Raw genomic sequence first — 22946 nt, forward strand, 5'->3', positions numbered from 1 at the left:
CTCAGCTCGGCAAATCTGCCTTCTGCAACGCCCGCACGCGATCGGCGAGGCTGGTGGTTCCCGACCGCGTTTCCTGCGGCGCCGCCAGCGCCTTGGCGATCGGTGAATCAGGTCCTTCGAGCTTGGCCGTCAAATGGACGACCTCAGCCGCCAGATTGTTCATCTGTTCGCGCAAGGCAGAACCGGCATCATTGCCATTGCCGGGGCCATTCCCGGGCTTCGCGGATCCAGAACCGCCAAGCTCCGCCTTCATCCGCTTGTTTTCGCGGGCCAGCGTCGTCAGCCTGGCTTCGAGCCGCTCTCGGTCGCCTTCGAGCTTGGCGAGCGTCTTGTCCATGTCCTCGTTCCTGGCGCGGGCACTGTCTTGCGCACCAACCAGGCCAGCAGCCGCGGCGCCTCCTGTAGCCTCGCCCTTCACCCGCTCGCGAAGCCGGGCCAGTTCCTTTTCGCGGCGATCGAGCTTGTCCTCGCGATCGGCAAGCGTGGCGAGCAGGCGCTCGAGCTTTCTGTCGAGGTCGGCGGTTCTTTTCTTTTCGGCCTTCAAGGCATCGCGCGTGGCCTTGCCTTCGGCGACGACTTCCTGATGGCGCTTGTCGGCCTCCTTCCGCTGGCCGCGCAGCACTGAAATGTCGTTGGCAAGTTTTTCCAGCTCGGATTCGCGAGCCACCAGTTCGATCTGACGATTGCTGGAGGAGAAGGACGCGTCGTCGTACATATGTTCGAGCTTTTCCAGCTCGAGCGCGCGCTTTTCCATCATGCGCTCTGTTTGTGCAAGCCTGTCCGACAGCTGTTGTATCTGCTGCTCGCGATGCAGCAGCAATTCGTTTTTTTCCCCGAGCTCCGAAAGCGCCTGCTTCTTGTCCTTGCGCTCGACCGCCAGGCCCTTCAGCGCCTCGCGGCCGCGATTGATTTCGACGAGTTGCTCATTCGCCTGCTCACGCAGCGTCTTGATGCTGATTTCGAGCCGGCGCGTCGTCATGGCGAACTCGGCCCGCAAGCTGTCCTTGTCGGCCTGGATCTCGGCCAGCGTTCGCGGCACCGACGCCTCGACACGCTTGCGTGTCAGCGCGACCGCCCGCCGCCAGATGGCCGGCGCGACCAGCAGCGCCAGAAAGCCTGCGCACAGAAAGCCGAGGGCGAAGAACAGGATCGACTGAACCAAGGTGACTACCCGTTACGGGCGGGCCGCTATCCGGCAACCGCCAAGTCTGGACTTTGCCAATGACGCAAATCCAGCGCTGCGGCAAGGGTTTGCCGCAGCTGCACCGGGTCAGAATCTGTTGATCGGGTCGAAGTGTGGTCGGAATCGCTCAGAAAGGATTCCAGGTCGGCCTCTGCGTCAGCTTCAGATAGCCGAGATTGACGCCAAGCCGCGCGCCGACGCCGGTGCGGATCGGCACCAGCAGCACCCTGTTGTTCTGCAGCACGTTGAAGCCGACGCCGGCCACGACATAGGCCGAACCGGCAACGCCGCCGAACCGATTGTAGAGATTGCTGACGTCGTCGAGGTTATAGACGAGCATCATCACCCGCGATCCCTCGCCGCCGAAATCCCAACCGAGCGAAGGCCCTTGCCAGAACACCTTATGGTCGCCGGCATTCTTGGTGTAGAGCGTACCTTCGCCATAGGTCAGGCCGCCAATCAGCGCGCCGGATCCCTCTTCGCCGAGCAGATAGCCATTGGGCAGGCCGTAGGAGGCAAAAATCTTCTCGACGACGGTGGCGAGACCGCCCGACGTCGCGCCGAAGAACTTGTGACCGGAATCGACGATCTCCTGAGCGGTGTATTCCTGTGCCCGCGACGCAGAGGTTGAGAAAGCGAGAGCGCCCATGAGGGCAATCGCCATGAAGAAGACGCGGACAAACGTCCGGTCGTAGAATCGGGAAACCATGCTTCCAATCTCCGTCAGGGAGCACTTTCGCCGACGCCTCGCACCCCGTCCGGCTCTTTAGGCGGCCGTTAAGGATGACTGTTACGGGCAAACTATGCCGTAATCCTTTTTCAACCATTAACCTCCCACATGAACATGGCGGTTCGAAGGCTGTTTCTGACGGTCTGCGCGGGCGCCCATCCTGTGCAAAGTGCCGTTTTTCTCACAAGAATTGTGGATTGTTGCTGCACGCTCGGGCGCTGTGTATTCAGAATGCCTGGGGGGAGAGAGCGTGATTCGGGTGGTGAGCGTGGCTGTCGGCCGCGCGGCCACCAGGATGTGAATTTTAGCAGGGATTTTTCGCCGATGGCTGAGCTTTTCTCTCTCTCCGCACCCGATCTCGCAGCCTTGTTGTGCAGCCGAGTCTGCCACGACATCATTTCGCCGGTCGGCGCCATCAACAACGGCCTTGAACTCCTGGACGAGGGCGGCGCCGACGAAGACGCCATGAAACTGATCCGGCAGAGCGCCAGAAACGCTTCGGCCCGCCTGCAATTCGCCCGCATCGCCTTCGGCGCCGCCGGTTCGGCGGGCATGATGATCGACACCGGCGATGCCGAGTCCGTCGCCATCGCCTTCCTGAAGAACGAGAAGCCGGAATTGATCTGGAACGGGGTTCGCGCCCTGCTGCCCAAGAACAAGGTCAAGCTGCTGCTCAATTTGCTGCTCGTCGCCAATGCCGCCATCCCGCGCGGTGGCAGATTGGTGGTCACGCTGGAAAACCTCGACACCGAGCCGCGCTTTGCGCTTGCCGCAAGCGGCCCGATGCTGCGCGTGCCGCCGAAATTCCTCGAGCTCCATTCCGGCAACAAGCCCGAGGAGCCTATCGACGCCCATACCGTCCAGCCCTACTACACGCTGCTGCTGGCGCGTGAGGCCAACATGACGATCTCGATTCACGCGACCGCCGAAGAGATCGTGCTGTCCGCGGCTTGAGCGAAGCCGTTCGGCAGGACGCCGAGCATCAAGAACAATCAAGTATCTTTTCCCGCTGATATTTGCGGCAATTCAGAACAGGCAAGTTTCATTGCCGGCAACGCCCCTGCAGAATGGGGCTGCAAACGACATGTTTGTAAAAACTTTACCTAACGGCTTTTCTGCTTCTTTACCAGATCGGCCTAGTGTGCATCCCGATACCCGGATGCCGCCGGTTCGCCCCATGGCAAAGAGGACCCGGAAATGAAGCGCTGCATGTTTGTCGACGATTCGAGCGTCATCAGAAAAGTTGCAAAACGGATTCTTGGCGGCTCCGACATGGTGGTGATCGAAGCGGCAACTGGACTTGATGCTGTCGAGATGTGCGCTGCCGAGATGCCTGATGTGATTGTCGTCGACGGCGCCCTGCCGGACATGCAAGCGGTCGACGTCATTCGCCAGGTTCGCGCCATGGAGAGCACGATCAAACCACAGATTCTGATCTCACTGGTCGAGGTCGACGTTGCCTCGATCATGAAGGCAAAGCGCGCCGGCGCCCAGGGTTATCTGTTGAAGCCGTTCAACCGGCCGCAACTGCTCGAACGTTTTCGTACCTTGAAGGTTGCCGCCTGATTCGGCTCGTTTTCGGCCAAAAAGGACAGCAAAAAACCCGGCCTGAGCCGGGTTTTTTGCATTGGTTCAATCGGATGGTGTTCGCTCAGGCGCTGACGCGGATGTCTTCCGGCTCGCGCAGCACATAGCCGCGACCCCAGACCGTCTCGATGTAGTTCTGGCCACCGGATGCTGCGTCGAGCTTCTTGCGCAGCTTGCAAATGAAGACGTCGATGATCTTCAGTTCCGGTTCGTCCATGCCGCCATAAAGGTGGTTGAGGAACATTTCCTTCGTCAGCGTGGTGCCCTTGCGCAGCGAGAGCAACTCCAGCATCTGGTATTCCTTGCCGGTCAGATGCACGCGCTGGCCGCCGACTTCGACGGTCTTGGCGTCGAGATTGACCACTAGGTCGCCGGTGGTGATGACCGACTGGGCATGGCCCTTGGAACGGCGCACGATGGCATGAATGCGGGCGACCAGCTCGTCCTTGTGGAACGGCTTGGTCATATAGTCGTCGGCGCCGAAGCCCAGGCCGCGCACCTTGTCCTCTATACCGGCCATGCCGGACAGGATCAGGATCGGCGTCTTCACCTTGGACAGGCGAAGTGTCCGCAAGACTTCGTAGCCGGACATATCGGGAAGGTTGAGGTCGAGAAGAATGATATCGTAATCATAAAGTTTACCGAGATCGACACCTTCTTCGCCGAGGTCGGTCGTGTAAACATTAAAACTTTCAGATTTGAGCATCAGCTCGATGCTCTGAGCGGTTGCACTGTCGTCTTCTATCAGCAGAACGCGCATTTCATTCCCCTTTTCTGCCGCCGGACCATGTCACGACCCATCCGGGACCGGAGCAGTGATTGCCTGAACAGAGGCTGCCATCGAATGGTTAACAAAACCTAATTCCGCACCAAGGACGGTACCAGATTTTTTAACCGCTTTCTACACCCTCTTGAATCTAATGATGAATCACAGAACCAAATCGCTAATGCTACACATTAATAAGTCGGACTAAGTGACTCAAGGGACTCGCTGGCCGGCTTCCGCATCGGGAGCCGGAATTTTTACCCGGCCTTAAGTCCTCGCCCTTATGATTAACAATGCGCGTAAACGAATGGTTACCGCCGGCAAAAAACTTTAGGGATTTGTTTCCCATAGTTCGGGGAATGCCGGTGGATACGGGCGGCGCCAGGCCCTGGCGGGCGGATTGGACGATATGTGCAGGTGTGCGTTTCCGGGAGTACCGAATCATGAAGTCACGTGAAAACCTCGTTCGGCTGAAGCAATTTCAGGTGAATGAGAAGCGGCGGCAGCTGCTGCAGCTCGACATGATGATCGCCGAGTTCGAGCGCATGGCCGTTGAACTGGAGCTTCAGATCACCGCCGAGGAGAAGAAGGCCGGGATCACCGACATCAATCATTTTGCCTATCCGACCTTCGCCAAGGCGGCGCGTCTGCGCCGTGATAACCTCAGAAACTCTCAAAGCGACCTCGCCCAGCAGCGAAGCGCTGCCGAATCATTACTCGGCGAAGCTGAAGCGGAGCTTTCCAAGGCCGAGATGCTGGAATCGCGCGACACCAAGATCCGCGACGCGGAACTCGGCGGTCGCAGCGCCATGATCGGCTGACGGCAGGGTTTTAACCCGACCGGCGCCCCCTGACGCCGCGCTTTGCTTTGCGTGTAGCGCGCCAAAAGGCTCCGGCGCTGCTGACCTGGCCGCAAGGCGGCCGCAGCTTCAGGCCCGTGTCAAATCCCCGTCCTGGTTCGCCGCCGCCCTCGCCCGCGCTTGCTTGATGTCAGGCACATGCTCTTCCGACCAGGACCGTATCTGGGTGAGCAGCCCCGCCAGGTTCTGGCCAAGTTCGGTCAATTCATATTCGACCCGCGGCGGGATCACCGGAAAGATTTCGCGCCGCACAAGCCCGTCGCGCTCGAGGACGCGCAGCGTCTGCGTCAGCATTTTAGGCGTGATGCCTTCGAGCTTGCGCGCCAGTTCGCCGTTGCGCATCCGGCCACGGCGCAGCGCACAAACCGTCAGATAGACCCATTTGCTGGCCAGCATCTCGAGCACGGCGTGCGAAGGACACGTCCGCTGGAAGGCGTCATAGCCGGAGCCGCAATCATTATCACTATCCATAAAGTGCCTATATATGAAAAAGGTACATACTGGACAAGGGAATATTACTATCCAAATGATAGTGGCACAGAAACCCCAGCAGGAGCCTCACCCATGCGTGCCGTTGTCCAGAATTCCGTCGGCGGACCCGACGTCCTCGTCATCGCCGATCGCCCTGCGCCCTTGCCCAAGTCAGGCGAAGTGCTCGTGCGCGTGCATGCCGCCGGCATCAATCCGGTCGATGGCTCGGTGCGCGCCGGTTACTATCCTTTGCTGGGCGAACCGCCCTTCACTTTGGGCTGGGATATTTCAGGCACGGTCGAGGCGGTAGGCCCAGGCGTCGATGGAGGCCTCAAGGTCGGTGACGCCGTGTTCGGCATGCCGCATTTTCCCAAGCAGGCCGCAGCCTATGCGGAACTCGCTGTCACCCCGGCTGATGAAATCGCACCGAAGCCGCAAGGCATCGATCACTTTCATGCAGGCGCGCTGCCGCTGGCCGGCTGACCGCCTGGCAAGGCCTTGTCCGCCATGGCGGCCTGAAGCGCGGCCAGCGCGTGCTGATCCATGCCGCGGCCGGCGGCGTCGGGCATCTGGCGGTGCAGATCGCCAAGGCGCACGGCGCTTATGTCATCGCCACCGCCAGCCCGAAGAAACTCGATTTCGTCCGCTCGCTCGGCGCCGATGAAGTGGTCGACTACACCAAGCGAGATTTCACCGCCGAGGTCAGCGACGTCGACCTGGTGCTGGAGCCGATGGGCGGCGACCATGCCGACCAATCGCTGACAGTCCTGAAGGACGGTGGCGCCCTGGTGTCGCTGCTCAATGTCCACGACACCACCCGAGCCAAGGCTGCTGCGCGTGGGATCCGCGTCGAGCGCATGTCCGTCGTGCCCGACCGTGAAGGCCTCGTCGAACTTGGCAAACTGGTCGATGCGGGAAAGCTTGCGGTCCATGTGGCAAAGGCGTTTCCGCTCGAACAGGCGGGCGCCGCGCACGCTTTTCTCGCCACTAGGCCGATCGGCAAGGTGGTGCTGACGGTCTGAAGCAGGCATTACCGACAGGCAAAAGGGCGCGGTTACCGCGCCCTTTTCTGTTGTGGTCCTGGCTCTAGTGCCGGTATTGCTGGATGCGCGTCGTGCGCAGCCCGGCAAGGCCGTATTCGTCGATCGACGCTTGCCAGGACAGGAATTCCTCGGTGGTCAGCTTGTAGCGCTGGCATGCCTCGTCGAGGCTCAAAAGCCCGCCGCGCACCGCAGCAACCACTTCCGCCTTGCGCCGGATAACCCAGCGACGTGTATTCGTCGGCGGAAGATCGGCAATCGTAAGAGGGCTGCCGTCAGGCCCAATAACATATTTGACTCGCGGTCTAACAAGATCGGTCATCGTACTCTCTACTAAAAACTCAAAGACCCAATCCCCACCACATTACCGCCACAGCTTTAAAAATTGCCTAAGCGAACCCTAATGAGTAGGTAAGGATCATGAACGCCGCGTTAGTCTTTTTATCGGCATTTGAGGCAACGGCGGGCAGGCGCGCAATTTTCCCGCAAAATCGGCACCGCCGCAAAGCTAGCGCCGCTGGTGTGGTTGACCTATATTCGCGCCACTGCCATTGAAGCGCCGCGCAGAACGAAAGAACCATGAACAGCCTCGACCTTCCCGCCAGCCCGCAAAACACCCGCATCGTCGTCGCCATGTCGGGCGGTGTGGATTCGTCTGTCGTTGCCGGCCTTTTGAAGCGCGAAGGCTATGATGTCGTCGGCGTCACGCTGCAGCTCTACGACCATGGCGCCGCAACGCACCGGGCCGGGTCGTGCTGCGCCGGCCAGGACATTGACGATGCCCGCCGCGTTTCCGAGACACTGGGCATTCCGCATTACGTGCTCGACTATGAGGAGCGCTTCCGTAAGGCGGTCATCGACCCGTTTGCCGAAAGCTACGTCGCCGGCGAAACGCCCATTCCGTGCGTCTCTTGCAATCAGACGGTGAAGTTCGCCGACCTTTTGGCCACCGCCAAGGACCTTGGCGCCGATGCGCTCGCCACCGGCCACTATATCCGCTCCGGGGCCAATGGCGCCCACCGCGCGCTATTCCGGCCCGTCGATGCCGACCGCGACCAGAGCTATTTCCTGTTTGCCACCACGCAGGCGCAGATCGACTATCTGCGCTTTCCGCTGGGTGGGCTGTCCAAGCCTGCGGTGCGGGCCATCGCCGAAGAAATGCGGCTGACCGTTGCCGCCAAGCAGGACAGTCAGGACATCTGCTTCGTGCCCCAGGGCAAATATTCCGACATCATCGCCAAGCTGAAGCCAGCTGCCGCCAACCCAGGCGACATCGTCCATATCGACGGCCGCGTGCTCGGTCGCCATGACGGCATCCTGCGCTATACGATCGGCCAGCGCCGCGGCATCGGCATCGCCTCGGGCGAGCCGCTTTACGTCGTCCATCTCGACGCCGACCGGGCCCGTGTCATCGTCGGCCCGCGCGAGGCGCTGGAGACCCACAAGATCTATCTGCGCAACATGAACTGGCTGGGCGATCGCGCGCTGTCCGACATTCCGGCCGCCGGCATGGAGCTGTTCGCCAAGGTCCGCTCGACGCGGCCGCCGCGCCCGGCCGTGCTGCATCACCGCGCCGGCAGCACCTTTGTCGAACTGGTCGACGGCGAGTCCGGCATCGCGCCCGGACAGGCCTGCGTGCTCTATTCCGACGACGGCAACGAAGCCCGCGTCTTCGGCGGCGGCTTCATCGAGCGCTCCGAGCGCGGCGCCGAGGCCGAAGCCATGCTCAGCCGGCTCGCAGCCAGGCCGGCGCAGATTCCCGCAGAGTAAACACTACCCTCTCGGAGACAGTTTTAGTTTCGATCTGCCTTAAGGGCAGAGTTTCGAAACGGTCTCAGGACTTTGTGTGCGTGACTGTACCCGCCGTCAGGATGCGGAGCACCCTGATGGCTTCCTCGCCGCTGGTGCGCGGCTCGGCCCGCGTCTCGATACACTGGATGAAGTGCTCGAGCTCGCGCGTCAGCGGCATGCCCTGGCCGACCGCGACATAGGACGGCTCGTTGGTGGTGAAGGCCCACTGGCCGCTGTCCTGCCACACCGCGTGGCGGTAGACGGCCAGCTTGCGCTCCCATGGCTCGACATCGTCGAACACCGCCATTGCCTTGGTGCCGACCACGGTCAGCCGCCGCTCGCGATAGGGATTGAGCCGCGAGGTGAAGAGATGGCTGCGCAGCCCGTTGGGAAAACGCATGTGCAGATGCGCGAAATCGCTGAGATTGTCGAGGAGTGCCGCCCCCTCGCCCCTGACCTCGATCGGCTCGGTGCCGGTGATGGCCAGGATCATCGACAGATCGTGCGGCGCCAGATCCCACAGTGCGTCGTTCTCGGTGTGGAATTTGCCGAGGCCGAGCCGGTGCGAGTGGATGTAGCGGACCTCGCCGAGCTCGCCATTGTCGATCAGCGCCTTCAGCGTCTCGAAGGCGGGATGGAAGCGCAAGACATGGCCGACCATGAACACGCGGCCATTGTCCCTGGCCGCCTGCACGGCGCGCTCGGCGTCGGGCACGGTCAACGCAATCGGCTTTTCCACCAGCACGTCCTTGCCGGCCTCAGCGGCGCGCACGGCAAGATCGGCATGGAACTGCGGCGGCAGCGCCATGACGATGGCGTCGATATCATCACGCACGAACAGCTGGTCGGGCTCGATCGCCAGGCAGTCCTGCTCGCTGGCAAAGCCTTCGGCCCGCGCCCGATTGGCATCGGAAACCGCATGCAGCGCGCCGAGCGCCTTGAGGGTGCGGATGTGGTTGCTGCCCCAGTATCCGCAACCGAGGACTGCAATGCGCGGCTTCATCAGCTTCAAACTCTAATTTCTTGGCCGAGACATAGCGGCGTGCCCCGTCGAACTCAACCCCGGTGGCTTACCGGAGATGCCAGCCCGGCAAAGCTTTTACCGGCGACAATATGCCGGCGCCCCTCGCGCATCGATGCTTGACAGGCTCGCCCTCCCAACCTTATATCCGCGCGACCTTGGCGAACGCCTCGAAATGCCTTTCGATTTAAGGCGGATTTCGGGCCTTTCGCCGCCCTGGCGGGGTAGCTCAGTTGGTTAGAGCACGGGAATCATAATCCTGGGGTCGGGGGTTCAAGTCCCTCTCCCGCTACCACTTCCAACCCACTATCGTACGTAACGGCAGCGTTGAAGCGGCTGCCCTGTCCGGTGGGCTTTTCAGTATACCGTCCATTGGGAAATGCGGCCCCGCCTATGAGGGCGGCAAGCTTGCCCTTGACCTCGATTTCGAAGCCCTCACGTGCCCGCTTGGGGTGCACGGTGACGCTGTGAACAAGTCCTCGAAGGTTTTGGATCAGCGGGCCACGGTCGTCAGCAGCAGTTGCGTGGTCGGCCAACGCCTTTGAAAGGCCGTCGACGGTTTCGATGTAACGCTGCAAGGTCGCAGGGTGGAGAGCTACGGGTGACAGCGGCTCATCGAGACCGGAGAGCTGTACCTCTACCTCGGAAAGCTGCGTCTTGAGTTCTGCAATACGCTGCTTGGCATCCTCTTCAGCAATGACGCTCCTGATCACAAGATCGATCGTGCGCTGCCGTTCGCCTTCTATCCGATCGCGCTTGCCTTGCAGCGCTGTGCGCATCGCATTCGCCTGTGCGGACAATTCTCGGCGCTCTTGGTTGTATCTGCGGATGTATGCCTCGATGAGGTCGGGGGCTTTCAGTTGGTCGCGCATGCCATCGAGGACCGCCTTCTCGATCTCGGGTAGATAGATGATGCGCCGGTTGGAGCAGCTCCCGCTTTCACGAACTGCCGAGCACCGGACGCGAGTCTTACCTGTCTTATCACGGTCGTGAACCGACAAACCCGAACCGCAAACGCCGCAGCGGAGCAGACCGGACAACAGGTGAGCCGGCCGACGCGTGATATGAGAGATTGCGTTAACCCGCGCTGCTTTGCGAGCTTGCGCCTTCTCCCAGATTTCGTCTTCGATGATGCGCAAATGCGCAACTTCTTTCGTCTGCCATTGGTCCTTTGGATTCGGCCTGGAGACGCGCTTGCCTGTATCGGGATTCTTCACCATCCGGACCTTGTTCCAGACGATCCGACCGACATAAAGCTCGTTGAAGAGCAGACCTACGCCGCGCTGTGCATTTCCGTTGATCGTGGAACCGTTCCACCGTATCCCCCGCGGTGGCGCTATCCCATCCCGGTTGAGGTCACCGGCTAGGTCACGTGGTGCGCGACCGGCCGAATAGGCGGCAAAAATACGCCGGATAACGTCTGCCTCCTCCTGGACGATCTCGAGTTCGCCAGGATGGCCCAAGACCGGCCGATAGCCATAGGCCCGGCCTCCGGCATGACGTCCATCACGGACGACTCCAGCCATACCCCTACGGACTTTCTTTGCGCCATCCTCCCTCTGCATCTGACCGACGAGTCCACGAATACCAATGAGCACCGCATCGGCGATACCGTCATGAACAGCCTGGATTTCAATGTCGAGAAAAGAGAGACGTTTGTGAAGACCTGCGAGATCCGCCATGTCGCGCGATAGGCGATCGAGCGCCTCGACGACGACGATGTCGAACGCGTTCTGGCCCGCAGCTTCCATCAGGCGCATCAGCGCGTCGCGACCCAATATAGATGAGCCGGAGCGCGCCTTGTCCTCGTAGACTGCAACGATAGCCAGACCGTTGCGCGCTGCGTAAGCACGGCACAGCGCGATCTGGTCTTCTGTGGATTTTTCGTTCTGCAGCTCGGTCGAAAAGCGTGCGTAGACAGCGGCCCGCCTCATGTGTCGGAAGCCTTCTTCTCGCAGCGATCTGCATCCATGGCAGCATTTCGGCCAGCCAAAGCGCCGACGGATTTGAGATGATCGCCTCTAGCATCGGCGATGGCGAGTGCTTCGACAAACTTAAGCATCGCTGTGCGAAGCTCCTCCGGCGTTACCGCTGGGGCGGTTTCGCGCAGCAATCCACCATCGCGTCTGTGTCGTGCCGACTTCACGAAGCCGAGCATCACTAACACGACCGGCGATAAAAGGGGCACACCCCTTCGATCGTGCAATTAGGACCCTTCGGCGCGGAAATCGGATAGTCGCCGAACTGGCGAATCTAGATCGCACGGGCTGCACCCGTGCTGCTGGGAAGCCTATGGCAGGAACTTGGGATGCGTTCGAAGCCTTTTCATGCAACACTCCCATCATCGCCATAGGCAACGACAGGGCCACTTTCTCGGTGCCTGCGGCGATGTAGCCGTTATCGAGGTCTCTTCGGGAAACACTCGCTCGACCATCCCTCCTTGGCGGTGCGGATCGAAGCGACAGCGCGAACTTCGCCATTCCAGCCGTCGAAGGGAACTCGTTGAGCTTTGCCATAACTGCCGGTCAAGCCGGCCTGCATTCGACCAGCATGGGTTCGCTGGACCTTGCGCTCTCCTGCTTTGGGTCGATGGCTGCCAGTTCCTCTCCTAATGCTGCGATTAAAGACGACACCCGACCTCGCACTCGCGGATGGAGATGCACAAGCCTTTCAATCAAGCGTCGACCTTCCGCGCTGGCAATAAAATTGATGCGTTCGTCGACCGGCAGCGGAGGAGGATCACGATCGGTCTCATTGCCCGGCAGGCCTTCGAAGAAGCGGCCCACCGGAACACCTAGTGAACTAGCGATCTCGTAGAGCATGGAAGCGCTCACGCGGTTTCTCGCGTTCTCATATTTCTGGAGCTGCTGGAAGCTGATACCGATGGATCGGGCAAGCTGTGCCTGCGAGACGTCCGACTGCACGCGAACCGCAGCGATCTGCCTGCCGACATGTTGATCAGCAGGGTGCGGGCCACTCTCGATTCCATGGTTTGCCGGTGCGTCGAAGACGCTGCGACGTCCTGACTCCGCAAATGCCTTTCGGAACTGCATCGGTCGCTCCATGTGTAGAGAGTTTGTCTCGGTAAGCCCCGCGAAAATCACCAAACCGACGAATGATCGCGATTCCGGTACCTTAGTGCCGAAGTTCAGCTTGAGACTTTCTGCTCTCTAATCCGAGCTATGTCGTCTAAGGCCGAGCGGATTTGTGGCCACGGGGGCTCACTGTCATGTAGCGAATACTCCCCTTCCCTAAGCGCTGCATTTAGCTTGGCGGCTATACCGGCGAGCGACGTTGCAGGAACTTGGGATAAGGCTTCGAGTAATTCCTTCGCCCGCTCGCCAGCTTCGCGCTCAGCAAGTAAGGCTGTCGAATAACCAATCTCCCTAGCGGCGGCATCCCAGCGCGCTTGATTGGCTACGATTTCAGCTTCAGCTTGGGTGCGGGCCACTGTGTTAGCGGGACGAACACCGAGCAATTCCTGGAGGGCCTCAACGGAGTGAACTGTAACGCTCTCGCCGTCGGACAAGGTAACTGTCGTGCAAGGGAAGCCAACGGTCTCGATAAGTACCCTCTCCAGCCGCTGCTGCTGATTGCAAAGCCGTTCAGCCTCTTCCCAAGCCGCCTGCCATCGTTTCCACACTGCCACCGCAGGATCAATGGCGTCCAAGTCGATGCGAGCAAACGATGTAGACTGCGTCGCCGCCATTGCGGTTGCTGTTCCCGCAAGCACCTTCCTGCGGGTGACGAAAGGCAAAGTCGTGTTATTGTCGGAATCAGCCATGATCCGAGCTCCNTCCCGCAAGCACCTTCCTGCGGGTGACGAAAGGCAAAGTCGTGTTATTGTCGGAATCAGCCATGATCCGAGCTCCGCAAAGCGTGGGCGTGGTTAGACTGTTGGAAGCGGAGGAACCACTTTCAACGGCCGCTACCTAAAACAAGCATATTTGCACTTTTTGTGCAACAGGGCATTTGAACAATGAAGGTAAGTGCGGCCCAAGTTCGCGCGGCCCGTGGGCTTCTCGACATTTCTCAACAGGAACTGGCGGATCTATCCAAGGTAAGTTTGAGGACGATCGTGCAGTTCGAACGTGGTTCGAAACCAGCATCTGAATCAATCCTGCAAGCGCTGAAGCTATCGCTCGAAGAAGCCGGAATAGAATTCATTCCAGAGAATGGCGGTGGCCCTGGTGTGCGCTTGTCACGCGGTACCGCTAACACTTAGACAAGGCGGCATCTACAGGCGCCTTTAGGATTATCTGTTTCTCAATCAAGGTTTAAGGGCCCGAACCTCATCTCCCAAGAGCTGCCATACCTACCGATGGGGTGGATGGCCAACATGAGGTGGCTGGCGGACGCCGCCCTGCTGGCGTGGCCCTAAAAGATCGCTCGCTACTCGATCGCGAGCGAGTCACGTTTGAGTTTCGTTCTACTTCTTTGTAGCCTCAATGAGGGCGGCGACGATACTCTTGCAGTCGGAATAGAACGCCTTGACACCCGGCAAGCCTTTGTTTCCTTCCCCTCCATGGGCGATTGAGTTGCGGATAGCGTAAGCCGAGGTGAGCGAAGCTTCCCATTGCTCGTTCGCTTCGATCGTCGTTCGAAAAGCGTTAGACCAGCCTTGGTCGAAGCGGATCAGTAGTTGGCAGATTGCTTCGCAATCATAGTTCGTTCCCTTCTTAAAATGCGTCTTAATAAATTGCAGCACTTGTGGCTGTGCTCGCGTGGTCAGCCTATCGAGAATGATGACCTCGACGCACCGCTCGACATAGCCGCACACCAGCACAATGCCGTAACGCGCCATATCTGACTTGAGTTCGTCGTCCTTCACGGCGTTGGCGCGCCCAAAGAAGGTATCGAGCTTCCGTTGACGGCTCTCGATCGAGTGCTGCACTAGATGCCTGCGAAAGCGGCGGTGGCGAGCGCCAAGCGCTTACGCACGTTCTCCTCGTCGGCAGTTGCTCGCTCGCAAGCTTGTTTGAACTCATCGTCCGCGATCAGCTTATCGTATGCTGCGCCAACATCGTTGTCAGTGGGGGCCGGGCCGGTATCGAGGCGTTTCGCTAACCCAACCATTACTGAATCAAAGGCGGCAGCGTTCAGCGAGCGGATGATGCGAAATGCACGTGCGCCTATCGCCGTGTTAACTTTACTGATCGTAGTCTGGAAAACCTTCGACAGCCGGTCTAGCTCGTCCTTGCCGACCTTATTCATGGCCGCAGAAAACTTGTTCAGGAAGCCATTCATCGGCCTGGTGTATTTGTCCCCGTCACGATACATCGCGAAGAAACGCACAATCAGCTCTTCGTCCTTCGCGCGGTTGTTCTGGCTGGCGAATACCCCACGCCATGGAGGGAATGTATTCAATTGGTGCACCCGCTCGATGAACGGCCCGAGGCTTATGCAATTGCGGATTTCCTGCGGCGACAGGCGGATTCCGCCCGTGTTGATGCGCTCGAATACAAAGTAGATACTGTCTAGTACGTCTTCCGGCTTGTCTTGCTTAAAGATCGTGGCATGGACGATCGAGTCATCGAGCTTTAGAATGTCGGCGGGGTCAAGCGTCTTATAGGTTTGATTAACCCAAGGCTCGCGAACGCCTTGGAGCTTGAATTCTTTGCCGCGGAGGACGCCGTCATAAAACGCTTCGAGTGTTCGAAGGCGCTGCTGTCCGTCGATCACCAGATGCTCGTTCGTATCAGCCTCTTTGTAGAGAAAGACACCAGGAACCGGTAAGCCCATAAGCAGGGATTCAATGAACTTCGAGGCGTGTTTTGGGGTCCAGACGAACTGGCGTTGGAATTCTGGAATGCGAAACGCTCCCCCGCGCATCCGCTTTACGAGGCTATCTACTGTGTAGTCGGCTCCGTAGCTTGAGATGCTGAATTTGGTTGCCCCCGGATCATCGCGAAGCGTTTCGTCATCGATGCCTTCTTCCAGCGCCAGATCATACTCGTCCTTTCGAACGTCATCGTCTCGGATGTCATTTAGCGTGCCGATGCTCACAAATTATTCCTCAAAAGAATGTTTAGATTCAACACACCACACCCCGTCCCTCGCCGCAAGGAGAACCTAGAATTTGCTAAGGTATTGTCGATTATCGCGAAACCCTTCGCGATAATGGCATCGGACAGTAGCCAGACTAATCAGTCCACAACTCCGCTGTTTAGCGAAACCTGACGGGTTGCGAGTCTCGGGCTGCAACATTACAAGCAGCAACAATGCGTTCGAAGTTGACGCTGGCAACTTTGCGATCGAACGTCCACTAACCCTGATCGACGCCTGAGAACGGCCGCTCGCTTCCGACCCCCCAACGGCCAAAATGAATTCTTGCAGAATCCAGGGGATCTGGCCCGACATGAAAGACCGAGACTGGATGGGTCCCTGGCTTGGGGCTTTGGGCGATGAACTGCGGAAACCGGGCTGTGAGCGGTACAACCTGAGTGGGCGGTTTCGCGCCGAAATATCGGCCGCCCTGAGTTGCGATTTAGCGAAAGCCTTCACGTCGCAGGATATTAGACACTGTCGATTGGGACACGTCGAGGCGTTCCGCAATCTCCATCTGGGTCAAATCACGCTCGTATAGCGCGACGATGTTCTGATCCCGCGCAGCTTTCCCGCCCTTGGTCTTTGGGGTGTAGGTCATCGTCGCGGTCAACCCTGGCCCAACAACCTCCTGCGTGAAGGTTTGGCCACGATGTCCCACGGCGGTCGCCTTGGCGATTCCTGTTTCCTTGTTCACGGTGACCGTGAATTTCTTCACTCCGGGGTCATCTGAGAGGCGGTCCGTCAGCGCCTTCAACTCGGATGCCAGTCCTGCACTGCTGGCAATCGGGACGAGAGCTTTTTCGCTTTTATGTACCTTGCTGAGGCGAAGGGCCTTGACCATACAAATCACTTTCCTGCTATTTGTAATATTCGGATACCAGAACTACCAAATTTTGACAAGGGTAGTTTCAACCTGTCCGGCTACGGTTCTATGTCCGGTTCGAGGCATCGGAAAAACAGGCTGGAAGGCAGCCATCGGATCATGAGCAGACTAGGCAAACTCCCGGTGAGGCAGATCCGAACAGCAGCTTGCGGCTGAACGTTACCTCGCACCGGACGGTCCGGACCCGGCCATTCCCAGTCGTTGAACTTACATCAGAGAGGACTGTTCAACGATGGGCGCAACGTGCCACTCCACCGCCACTAGTCGCTGTTTTTTCGTGATGCACTGGTGTGCCATGAGACAGGATCAGCGACCCACCGATTGATGTCCGACTCCCGCCAGCCCGCACCATTTACGCTTATCTTGATCTGCGCCGGGAACGTGCCTTCGGCGATTTTGCGGTACATCGTTGAACGGGAAAGGCCGGTCCGCGCGAGGACGGTCCGAAGGCGAATGATACGATCTAGTTCAGGCATGGCCGCTTTGCCTTTCGCTGAGAGCATTTGGCACCCGCTGGAACCAGACAGGACAAACCAAGGCTCGCGCGCAATCAGATTTGTCGTCTCATTAATCTGAGGAGTGGAAACGGCGGCAAATCGGAGGGTTTAGATTCCGATGCCATGCCCTCTGCCGATGCCATGGCTGAACGCGAGTTCCACACCCAGGCGGCGGCCGGATTCGACTTGGACGCCAAGCGCCTTCTTATGATTGGCAAGCAGGGATTCAAGCTGCGGATCGCGTTCAAGGCTCTTGGCCATGTCAGACATGGCCGAGCGCGTTGACTTGTAGCCGGACATGTCGCCGGCCTGATATTGCTCCTGTCCCGTACGGTCGAGCTTTTGCCAACGTTCCACGAACCGGTCGGCGCGGCGGACCGGATCGTTGTCCAGTCCGTTGCGAATTTCCGTTTCAAGCTGGAGAGCAAGCACGATGCGGCTGACGCGGCCAGCCCCCGCCTCGTGGACAAGTTCGGGATTTTTCACATAAGCCGCTTCGGCATCGCGCCAGCCAAAGGGCCGAATCTTCTCGAAAGCGCTACGGGCTTCCCTCAATTCGCGCATCTGCTCGGGACTGCCCTGCCCGTCTGCATTTCCAGTACTGAGGATCGCGTCGAGCGCACGCGCGTGACGGACAAGCGCCTGGGTGCGAGCGCTGCGCAACGCCGCTTCCGCGTCCACCGGCACAGTCGTGTCGCGCTGCGCTCCTCTGGCGGAAGCTTCCCTTCCAGGCGCGGCGATGGCATCGTCGCCTCGCGCTCCACCGTCTTCCCTTCCCGGCCTGCGCCCAAGGTCTTGGTCAAGCCCGGCGTCGCCAGGCGAGCGCAACCCGTCCAGCAGCCCGCCGATCCTGTCGCGAAGCTTCTCCGGAACGATGCGGCGCACCATCTCTACCACGCGCTCGCGGAAGGTTATGCCGCGCCGCTCGGCATAGCTCTGCGCCGGGTCGACCTTCTCGTAATCCGACGCCATGTCCTTGGCGCGGTCGCGTGACAGCGTGCGGACCAGCCGTTCGGGGGTCGCGAAGTCATCGCTGCCGTAATGCAGGTCCATCCCGTCTCGATGTCGCGACAGGGCGACGTAGCTGCCATGTGCATCCATGCCAGGCGTAGCGAGCACATGGGTCCGGTCGACGGTCATGCCCTGCGCCTTGTGAATGGTCGCGGCATAGCCGTGGTCGATGTGCGCGTAGTCTTTCAGGTCGAAGCGCACCGACCTGCCGTCGTCGACGCGAACCGTCATATTTTGTGTGGTGACTTCCTCCACGATGCCTAGCGTGCCGTTCTTGACGCCGAGCCCGCGCTCGTTGCGCAGGAACATGACCCGGTCGCCGCTGGCGAATTTCCTTGCACCGCGTTCGACATTCACGTGAACATCTTCGCCGAGATTTCCTGCAATGCGCATGCGCTCACGTGCAGCGTTGTTGAGTGCACGTACCTCGTCGTTGGTATGGGTGAGAATGATCCGGCTTGCCCCTGGATGCGCTTGCCTGTCGCGATCCCAGCGCTCGACAAGTTCAGCTCGCGCTTCGTCGCGCGTTGCAGCCTGATGCACCATGCCTTGCGCGTCGTAGACGCTGATTGCGGCGCCGATCCTGCCGGTTGCCAGATCGCGCGTGGCATCACGCTGCCAGTCCTCGCCCTGCCGACGCACCTGGCCGATTTCGACGCCGCCATGTCGCTCGTGGATGGAACGGAATGCAGCACCGGCTTCGATTGCCTGCAACTGCTGCGGATCGCCGACGAGGACGACTTTGGCGCCAACGTTGGCGGCCTGCGAGAGCACGCGCTCCAACTGGCGCGTGCCAACCATGCCGGCCTCATCGATCACAAGCACATCGCGCGCGGTGAGCAGGTCGCGGCCCTGTCCCCAGCCATGCTCCATGCTGGCGATGGTGCGTGACGAGATGCCTGATCCGCCCTCGAGATTCTCGGCGGCAATGCCCGAGAGTGCCGCGCCTCGGACCTCATAGCCCGCCGCTGCCCATGCCTGGCGCGCAACGCCCAGCATGGCGCTCTTGCCCGTTCCGGCAAAGCCGACAACGACACCAAGACCGCGACCATCGGTGATGTGCGCAAGCGCATCGGTCTGCTCGCCTGACAGGACGAGCCCGCGTTGCGCAGCCCGCGCCAGCGCTGCCTCGCGATGTGCCTCACTCACCGCATGGCGCTCGTCCAAATCGATACGCTCCGCAGCGCGGTGAAGGCGCTGCTCGGTGTCGATCATCGGCCGGGTGGTGAAGCGATCTTCGCCGCGTCCGTCCTTGCCGAGTTCAATCAAATCGGGTGCGTTGTTGATGGCTGCCACGACCGCGGTGAACTGCTCCATTCCTTCGCTGTGCCGATGCGCGAACTTGGCGATGTCTTTTCGGGTGAAGGTCGATTGCTGATGGGTCATGGCATCCAGCGCCACGGATGGATCGGCAATGATGCGCGCACCATTGTTGCGCGCGATCTCGCGATGCAGTTCGGCGCGATCTGCTTCGCCAGCGTCCAGGCCCCTGCCCTCGATGCGTTGGGCCGGTCCGCCAATCTGGGTTTGCGGCTCCAGGGCAATGCCCTGGGCTTCCAGACTGCGATGATCGATGCGGGCGTCGATGTCGAGTTCGGCCAGGCGTTCGTTGGCAAGCTCCGCCCATCGCTCGCGCCAGCGCTCGACCATCTGGGTGACATTCCAATCGCGCACCTTTGCGCCAAAGCCGTTCTCGTCGACCGAGCGCATGGTGAGCATGACATGGGCATGAGGCTTCTGGCTTCCATCCTCTGCCCTGTCCCAATGCACATTGAGATCAGCGACCATGCCCCGGCTGACAAACTCGGCCTGCACAAAGTCGCGCGCCAGTTCGATGTTTCGCGCCTGGCTGAGTTCACGCGGCAGGGCAAACTCCACCTCGCGGGCTAACTGCGCATCCTTGCGGACCTCGAACGCCTCGACATCGTTCCACAGCCGTTCGCGGTCGCTCCAGACGTCCGGCGCATTCTCCGGCAAGATCACCTCGGAATGGACGACACCGCGCTTAGCGGAGAAGTCATGCGTGCGGTCGATCCGCTCGTCGCGCAGCCGCGACGCCGAGCGGTAGGCAGCAGATGCCACAGCGCTACTCCCAGCCTTGCGGCCTATGACCTTGACGTGAAGATGATAGATCGCCATCACGACAGGATCATTTGCACGTCAAAGCCTACGTCGGCACGACGTATAAGCGCGCCCTCCCTCGAAAAACTCTCGGGATGGACCAGCCCGTCCCAGGCTGTCTCGGCGACCCTGAAGCCTTCCGCCAGCCACTCCCCTATCATCCTCCGATCGACAACAGATGGAGACAACCATGCGCAAACCACGTGACTTCGATACGGAACTGAAGGCGTTGGAAAACAAGGCGCGAGAACTCAAGACGCGCAAGGTGCAGCAACTTGGCGAACTGGTGATTGCCACCGGTGCCGATCAGCTCAGCACCGACGAACTGGCCGGCGCACTGGTCGCAATCGCCGAGACGAAAGACGCCGCAAAGCGTGAGGCATGGGCCAAGTGTGGGTTGATGTTTTTCGAGAGCGGGTCACGGCGAATTGCTTCGGCATCTCAGCGCAACCCTCGCAGCGCTCAAGCGCAATCGGGCAGCCCACAATCGCCAGCAGGCAGCTCGGGCTCGCAATGACATGAGGATCTGGCAGGTCGAGCGACGCAAGCGCACCCGGGAGCTCATCGAACTTGGCGGTCTCGTCATCAAGGCAGGCATTGTCGAGCTCACCAATGATGATCGCGCTACCATCTACGGCGCGCTGCTCTGGATCGCCGCCAAGCTGCGGAGCCATGAAGGGAAGAATGCGCGAAACCTGTGGACTGCGAAGGGTAGGCAAGCGTTCGATGCGGAACGGCTTGAGGAGCGAAAGGACCAGCGGACTTAGCGGAGGATCCGCCAGTGGCGCATGTGCAAAGTCACAACAGCACGGGCCGTCGATATCGTGCCGCCTTCTTTCTGGTTCAGGATCCGAGCCGGATCGACGCTGATTTCGAACACCATCATTGTGTTCGGGTACAGGTGAGACAGATCCCCTCGGCGATCGCGTCTCCCTGGCATGTCTCGTCCTTACAAGCCACTCGCTCAACCTCGATGGTCCATTCGCATACGAAGCAGTGAAGCGACGTGGCCCCGGGTGTCTTGGTTTTAAATTGTGCAAGATGTGGCCACTCATCTTGCCAGTCGTGATTGGCTGCAAAATAGCAGTGAGGGCATAGGTAGGTACGGCGCTTGCTGTCGAAGCCGAAGAACCGCTTCGCTTCTGCCGGCGTCAGTTCCCGGATAGCGCTGCCGATCTGTGATAGAACCTTGGTGTGTGCATCGTCCACGAAGCCAAGCGACGCGAACTTGCTTTCATACTCCATCTGCAGGAGCCGACGCGGCCAGGGAATCTCACTGAACAGAACGTCTATTGCGGTCAGGATCGTTTTGACGACCACCGCGGCGGTGAATGTTCCAGGTGCGGCCGAATGCATGATCCGGTTTCGGTCGCGCCGAACCTGGTCCCAGAAGGCTTTGAAAACATCGTCCAGCGGCCGAGCTATGACGCTGTTGTGGACCTTGACCAGATCGACCGCATCAAGCGTGCGGAACTCGCCAAAAGATGCCGTCCCAGTCGCGGCCGAATTTGCCCAGTCCTTCGGATCCCCTATCAGGAGGTAGGGTGTAATCGCCGCGATACGCCCCTTCAACGCCAGCTCCATCGCGTGCTGGATCAGACTGTAGGCGTTGGCAAGCAATGGCTGCGAGCGCCGCCAGAAGTCCTCTGTCGCTTCTTCCGGCGTTTCACCATCCAGCTTGAAATATGTGGCCTCGTCGTAATCCCGCAGGGATTGCAACGCGATCTGCCACGCGAGATGAACCTGCTTTACGCCGGCAGCATGGAAATCGGCGGAGGTGGGTATGTCGATGATCATAGCCACGCGTGATATGTGCTACCGGGCCGGCTGGCCAGCATTATTCGTCATGACGCAGTCACGTCGCCTAGACCACCTTGTTGCAGCTTCGAGCGGCTAGGAAAGGCCGGTTCCTGCGTCAATCGAAGTCATTCGTCATGTGGTTCCGCCGCATCAATATCGACAACGCGAAACGGGCGTGACCGCTGAGATCGATGAACACCGAGTCCACGGTCATGGCCTGATCAGAATCCGGCTCCGAATAGATGTAGTCCGTGACACTGACAAGCTCAAATGGATAGCTGGCAAGGCCGGAAAGGACCTCCGCCTCCCGCTGTTGGCGGACGGCCTCGACATTACCGGCGAAGCGCTGGACCATTTGCAGGACACCACCGGCTCGGAGCCGCTTGACTGTGAATTCCATCACCCGATCTTCCAAAGCCTCACGCAGATCGGCGTCGTTTTTAGCGCCCAGTTTCTGCGAAACCTTGGTCGTCGACCGCGCCGGGTGGACGCCCGAAAACCACAACGTGATGGCATCGAAGGGTCCGGTTGCATCCAGCCAAGCCTCGAACGCGGGATCAGCAACCATCATGTCGACGTGGATCAGAAGCAAGTCACCGCTAAGCTTCAATGGCTTTGTGGCGACTTTCGAAGCGTAATACCCGCTCAGCTGACGTTCCGGCTTGATGCGTCCAAGCGCGGCGCCGGCTGCTGGTATTGCCAGGAGATCGGTGGCGGCCTTCAGGCAGTCAGGGTTCTCATCGATCCCCACGATGAGCCGGTCCGGCTGCGGGATCGCCTCCGCCAATGCCTTCAGACCTTGGCCCAGGCCACAGCCTATGTCCAGCACCCGACGGAAGTCGCACGCCGCCGCCAACTCGGCCGCGAGCTTGCCGTAAATTCCCTGAGCGTCGTAGTGCTGCGCATTCACGGCCCAAGTCTTGGCGTACATTTTCTGGCCGACAAAGATCGCCTTGCCTTTCGGCGCCTCGACGATAGGACCGTGACAGTCCGCGTAGCGTTTACCGCTCTTGCAGGTGCACGGGTCATCTGGCTTCGGATTCGACGTCGGCATCGGTGCTCGAGGGTCAGGTTCTGGCACGTCAGAGTGTCTGCTTATCGAAGCCACATCAATGCCCGTCTCACCCCACGCCGTGC

Annotated in this window: 26 protein-coding genes and 1 tRNA gene; 10 read left to right on the forward strand and 17 right to left on the reverse strand. The window is 59.9% G+C overall.

The genetic code is table 11. The annotated features are described in order from the left end of the window. Position 1: 1 nt before the first annotated feature. Together X771_RS163980 and X771_RS163975 are read right to left on the reverse strand one after the other, a co-directional pair. Positions 2–1162, reverse strand: coding sequence for a hypothetical protein (locus tag X771_RS163980; RefSeq protein WP_023686196.1), 1161 nt, complete (start codon positions 1160–1162; stop codon positions 2–4). Positions 1163–1310: 148 nt separating this feature from the next. After that, a complete protein-coding gene (locus X771_RS163975; RefSeq protein ID WP_245259859.1) occupies positions 1311–1847 on the reverse strand; it encodes an EipA family protein in 537 nt (178 codons plus the stop codon). 390 nt (positions 1848–2237) lie between these two features. Between X771_RS163975 and X771_RS163970 the strand changes: the two genes are divergently transcribed. Both X771_RS163970 and X771_RS163965 read left to right on the forward strand, forming a co-directional pair. Then, complete coding sequence (locus tag X771_RS163970; RefSeq protein ID WP_023669947.1) at positions 2238–2867, forward strand: histidine phosphotransferase family protein; 630 nt, start codon at positions 2238–2240, stop codon at positions 2865–2867. A 243-nt stretch (positions 2868–3110) separates the two neighbouring features. After that, positions 3111–3479 carry a response regulator gene (locus tag X771_RS163965; protein WP_023669946.1) on the forward strand — a complete coding sequence of 123 codons (369 nt, stop codon included), beginning with the start codon at positions 3111–3113 and terminating at the stop codon, positions 3477–3479. An 85-nt stretch (positions 3480–3564) separates the two neighbouring features. Here X771_RS163965 and ctrA read toward each other — a convergent pair whose 3' ends face one another. Beyond that, positions 3565–4260 (reverse strand): cell cycle two-component system response regulator CtrA, encoded by a 696-nt coding sequence (gene ctrA, locus X771_RS163960; protein ID WP_006203583.1) that lies wholly within the window; start codon positions 4258–4260, stop codon positions 3565–3567. Between the two features lie 449 nt (positions 4261–4709). On the opposite strand from ctrA, the gene X771_RS163955 reads away from it, so the two are divergent. After that, positions 4710–5087 (forward strand): flagellar export protein FliJ, encoded by a 378-nt coding sequence (locus X771_RS163955; RefSeq protein WP_023669945.1) that lies wholly within the window; start codon positions 4710–4712, stop codon positions 5085–5087. A 108-nt stretch (positions 5088–5195) separates the two neighbouring features. Here the strand turns inward: X771_RS163955 and X771_RS163950 are convergent, their stop codons facing one another. Then, positions 5196–5597 carry a helix-turn-helix domain-containing protein gene (locus tag X771_RS163950; protein WP_023669944.1) on the reverse strand — a complete coding sequence of 134 codons (402 nt, stop codon included), beginning with the start codon at positions 5595–5597 and terminating at the stop codon, positions 5196–5198. A gap of 93 nt (positions 5598–5690) precedes the next feature. On the opposite strand from X771_RS163950, the gene X771_RS1000000169010 reads away from it, so the two are divergent. After that, positions 5691–6080, forward strand: coding sequence for an alcohol dehydrogenase catalytic domain-containing protein (locus X771_RS1000000169010; RefSeq protein ID WP_245262499.1), 390 nt, complete (start codon positions 5691–5693; stop codon positions 6078–6080). A gap of 50 nt (positions 6081–6130) precedes the next feature. Further along, the gene (locus tag X771_RS1000000169015; protein ID WP_245262500.1) at positions 6131–6619 is read left to right on the forward strand and encodes a zinc-binding dehydrogenase; all 489 of its coding nucleotides are present in this window, start codon (positions 6131–6133) and stop codon (positions 6617–6619) included. A gap of 64 nt (positions 6620–6683) precedes the next feature. Here X771_RS1000000169015 and X771_RS163945 read toward each other — a convergent pair whose 3' ends face one another. Next, the gene (locus tag X771_RS163945) at positions 6684–6959 is read right to left on the reverse strand and encodes a DUF1153 domain-containing protein (protein ID WP_013529904.1); all 276 of its coding nucleotides are present in this window, start codon (positions 6957–6959) and stop codon (positions 6684–6686) included. 257 nt (positions 6960–7216) lie between these two features. On the opposite strand from X771_RS163945, the gene mnmA reads away from it, so the two are divergent. Further along, positions 7217–8407 carry a tRNA 2-thiouridine(34) synthase MnmA gene (gene mnmA, locus X771_RS163940; RefSeq protein WP_023669942.1) on the forward strand — a complete coding sequence of 397 codons (1191 nt, stop codon included), beginning with the start codon at positions 7217–7219 and terminating at the stop codon, positions 8405–8407. Positions 8408–8471: 64 nt separating this feature from the next. Here mnmA and X771_RS163935 read toward each other — a convergent pair whose 3' ends face one another. Next, on the reverse strand, positions 8472–9431 hold the full coding sequence (locus tag X771_RS163935) for a Gfo/Idh/MocA family oxidoreductase (RefSeq protein ID WP_023669941.1): 960 nt from the start codon (positions 9429–9431) through the stop codon (positions 8472–8474). A 236-nt stretch (positions 9432–9667) separates the two neighbouring features. Between X771_RS163935 and X771_RS163930 the strand changes: the two genes are divergently transcribed. Next, a tRNA-Met gene (locus X771_RS163930) sits at positions 9668–9744 on the forward strand. Here the strand turns inward: X771_RS163930 and X771_RS1000000166170 are convergent. From X771_RS1000000166170 to X771_RS163925, 4 genes are all read right to left on the reverse strand, one after another. Beyond that, positions 9701–11383, reverse strand: a complete 1683-nt coding sequence (locus tag X771_RS1000000166170) for a recombinase family protein (protein ID WP_084566710.1) — start codon at positions 11381–11383, stop codon at positions 9701–9703. The genes X771_RS163930 and X771_RS1000000166170 overlap by 44 nt on opposite strands. Continuing rightward, positions 11380–11562 carry a hypothetical protein gene (locus X771_RS1000000167835; RefSeq protein WP_156935953.1) on the reverse strand — a complete coding sequence of 61 codons (183 nt, stop codon included), beginning with the start codon at positions 11560–11562 and terminating at the stop codon, positions 11380–11382. Before X771_RS1000000167835 ends, X771_RS1000000166170 begins: the two co-directional genes overlap by 4 nt. Before the next feature lie 412 nt (positions 11563–11974). Further along, complete coding sequence (locus X771_RS0133070; RefSeq protein ID WP_084566687.1) at positions 11975–12502, reverse strand: helix-turn-helix transcriptional regulator; 528 nt, start codon at positions 12500–12502, stop codon at positions 11975–11977. A gap of 95 nt (positions 12503–12597) precedes the next feature. After that, the gene (locus tag X771_RS163925; RefSeq protein ID WP_023686199.1) at positions 12598–13233 is read right to left on the reverse strand and encodes a hypothetical protein; all 636 of its coding nucleotides are present in this window, start codon (positions 13231–13233) and stop codon (positions 12598–12600) included. Positions 13234–13428: 195 nt separating this feature from the next. On the opposite strand from X771_RS163925, the gene X771_RS1000000166175 reads away from it, so the two are divergent. Then, complete coding sequence (locus X771_RS1000000166175; protein ID WP_084566688.1) at positions 13429–13674, forward strand: helix-turn-helix transcriptional regulator; 246 nt, start codon at positions 13429–13431, stop codon at positions 13672–13674. A gap of 204 nt (positions 13675–13878) precedes the next feature. On the opposite strand, the gene X771_RS163920 is transcribed toward X771_RS1000000166175, so the two are convergent. From X771_RS163920 to traA, 5 genes are all read right to left on the reverse strand, one after another. Beyond that, on the reverse strand, positions 13879–14343 hold the full coding sequence (locus X771_RS163920; protein WP_023686200.1) for a HEPN domain-containing protein: 465 nt from the start codon (positions 14341–14343) through the stop codon (positions 13879–13881). Next, positions 14343–15455, reverse strand: coding sequence for a DUF262 domain-containing protein (locus X771_RS163915; RefSeq protein WP_023686201.1), 1113 nt, complete (start codon positions 15453–15455; stop codon positions 14343–14345). Before X771_RS163915 ends, X771_RS163920 begins: the two co-directional genes overlap by 1 nt. A gap of 481 nt (positions 15456–15936) precedes the next feature. Continuing rightward, positions 15937–16338, reverse strand: coding sequence for a sigma factor-like helix-turn-helix DNA-binding protein (locus tag X771_RS163910; protein ID WP_023686202.1), 402 nt, complete (start codon positions 16336–16338; stop codon positions 15937–15939). A gap of 302 nt (positions 16339–16640) precedes the next feature. After that, a complete protein-coding gene (locus X771_RS1000000166180; RefSeq protein WP_033001299.1) occupies positions 16641–16856 on the reverse strand; it encodes an AlpA family phage regulatory protein in 216 nt (71 codons plus the stop codon). Positions 16857–16985: 129 nt separating this feature from the next. Next, positions 16986–20027: a Ti-type conjugative transfer relaxase TraA gene (gene traA, locus X771_RS163905; protein WP_023686203.1), complete on the reverse strand. Its 3042-nt coding sequence runs from the start codon at positions 20025–20027 to the stop codon at positions 16986–16988. Between the two features lie 172 nt (positions 20028–20199). Here traA and X771_RS163900 point away from each other — a divergent pair, with 172 nt between their 5' ends. Both X771_RS163900 and X771_RS163895 read left to right on the forward strand, forming a co-directional pair. Further along, positions 20200–20526, forward strand: coding sequence for a conjugal transfer protein TraD (locus tag X771_RS163900; protein WP_023686205.1), 327 nt, complete (start codon positions 20200–20202; stop codon positions 20524–20526). Position 20527: 1 nt separating this feature from the next. After that, positions 20528–20776: a conjugal transfer protein TraD gene (locus X771_RS163895; protein ID WP_023686206.1), complete on the forward strand. Its 249-nt coding sequence runs from the start codon at positions 20528–20530 to the stop codon at positions 20774–20776. 115 nt (positions 20777–20891) lie between these two features. On the opposite strand, the gene X771_RS163890 is transcribed toward X771_RS163895, so the two are convergent. After that, the gene (locus X771_RS163890) at positions 20892–21806 is read right to left on the reverse strand and encodes a hypothetical protein (RefSeq protein ID WP_023686208.1); all 915 of its coding nucleotides are present in this window, start codon (positions 21804–21806) and stop codon (positions 20892–20894) included. 118 nt (positions 21807–21924) lie between these two features. After that, complete coding sequence (locus X771_RS163885) at positions 21925–22863, reverse strand: SEC-C metal-binding domain-containing protein (protein ID WP_031202354.1); 939 nt, start codon at positions 22861–22863, stop codon at positions 21925–21927. Positions 22864–22946: the final 83 nt, after the last annotated feature.

This window comes from Mesorhizobium sp. LSJC269B00, from assembly GCF_000502815.1.
GTDB lineage: Bacteria > Pseudomonadota > Alphaproteobacteria > Rhizobiales > Rhizobiaceae > Mesorhizobium.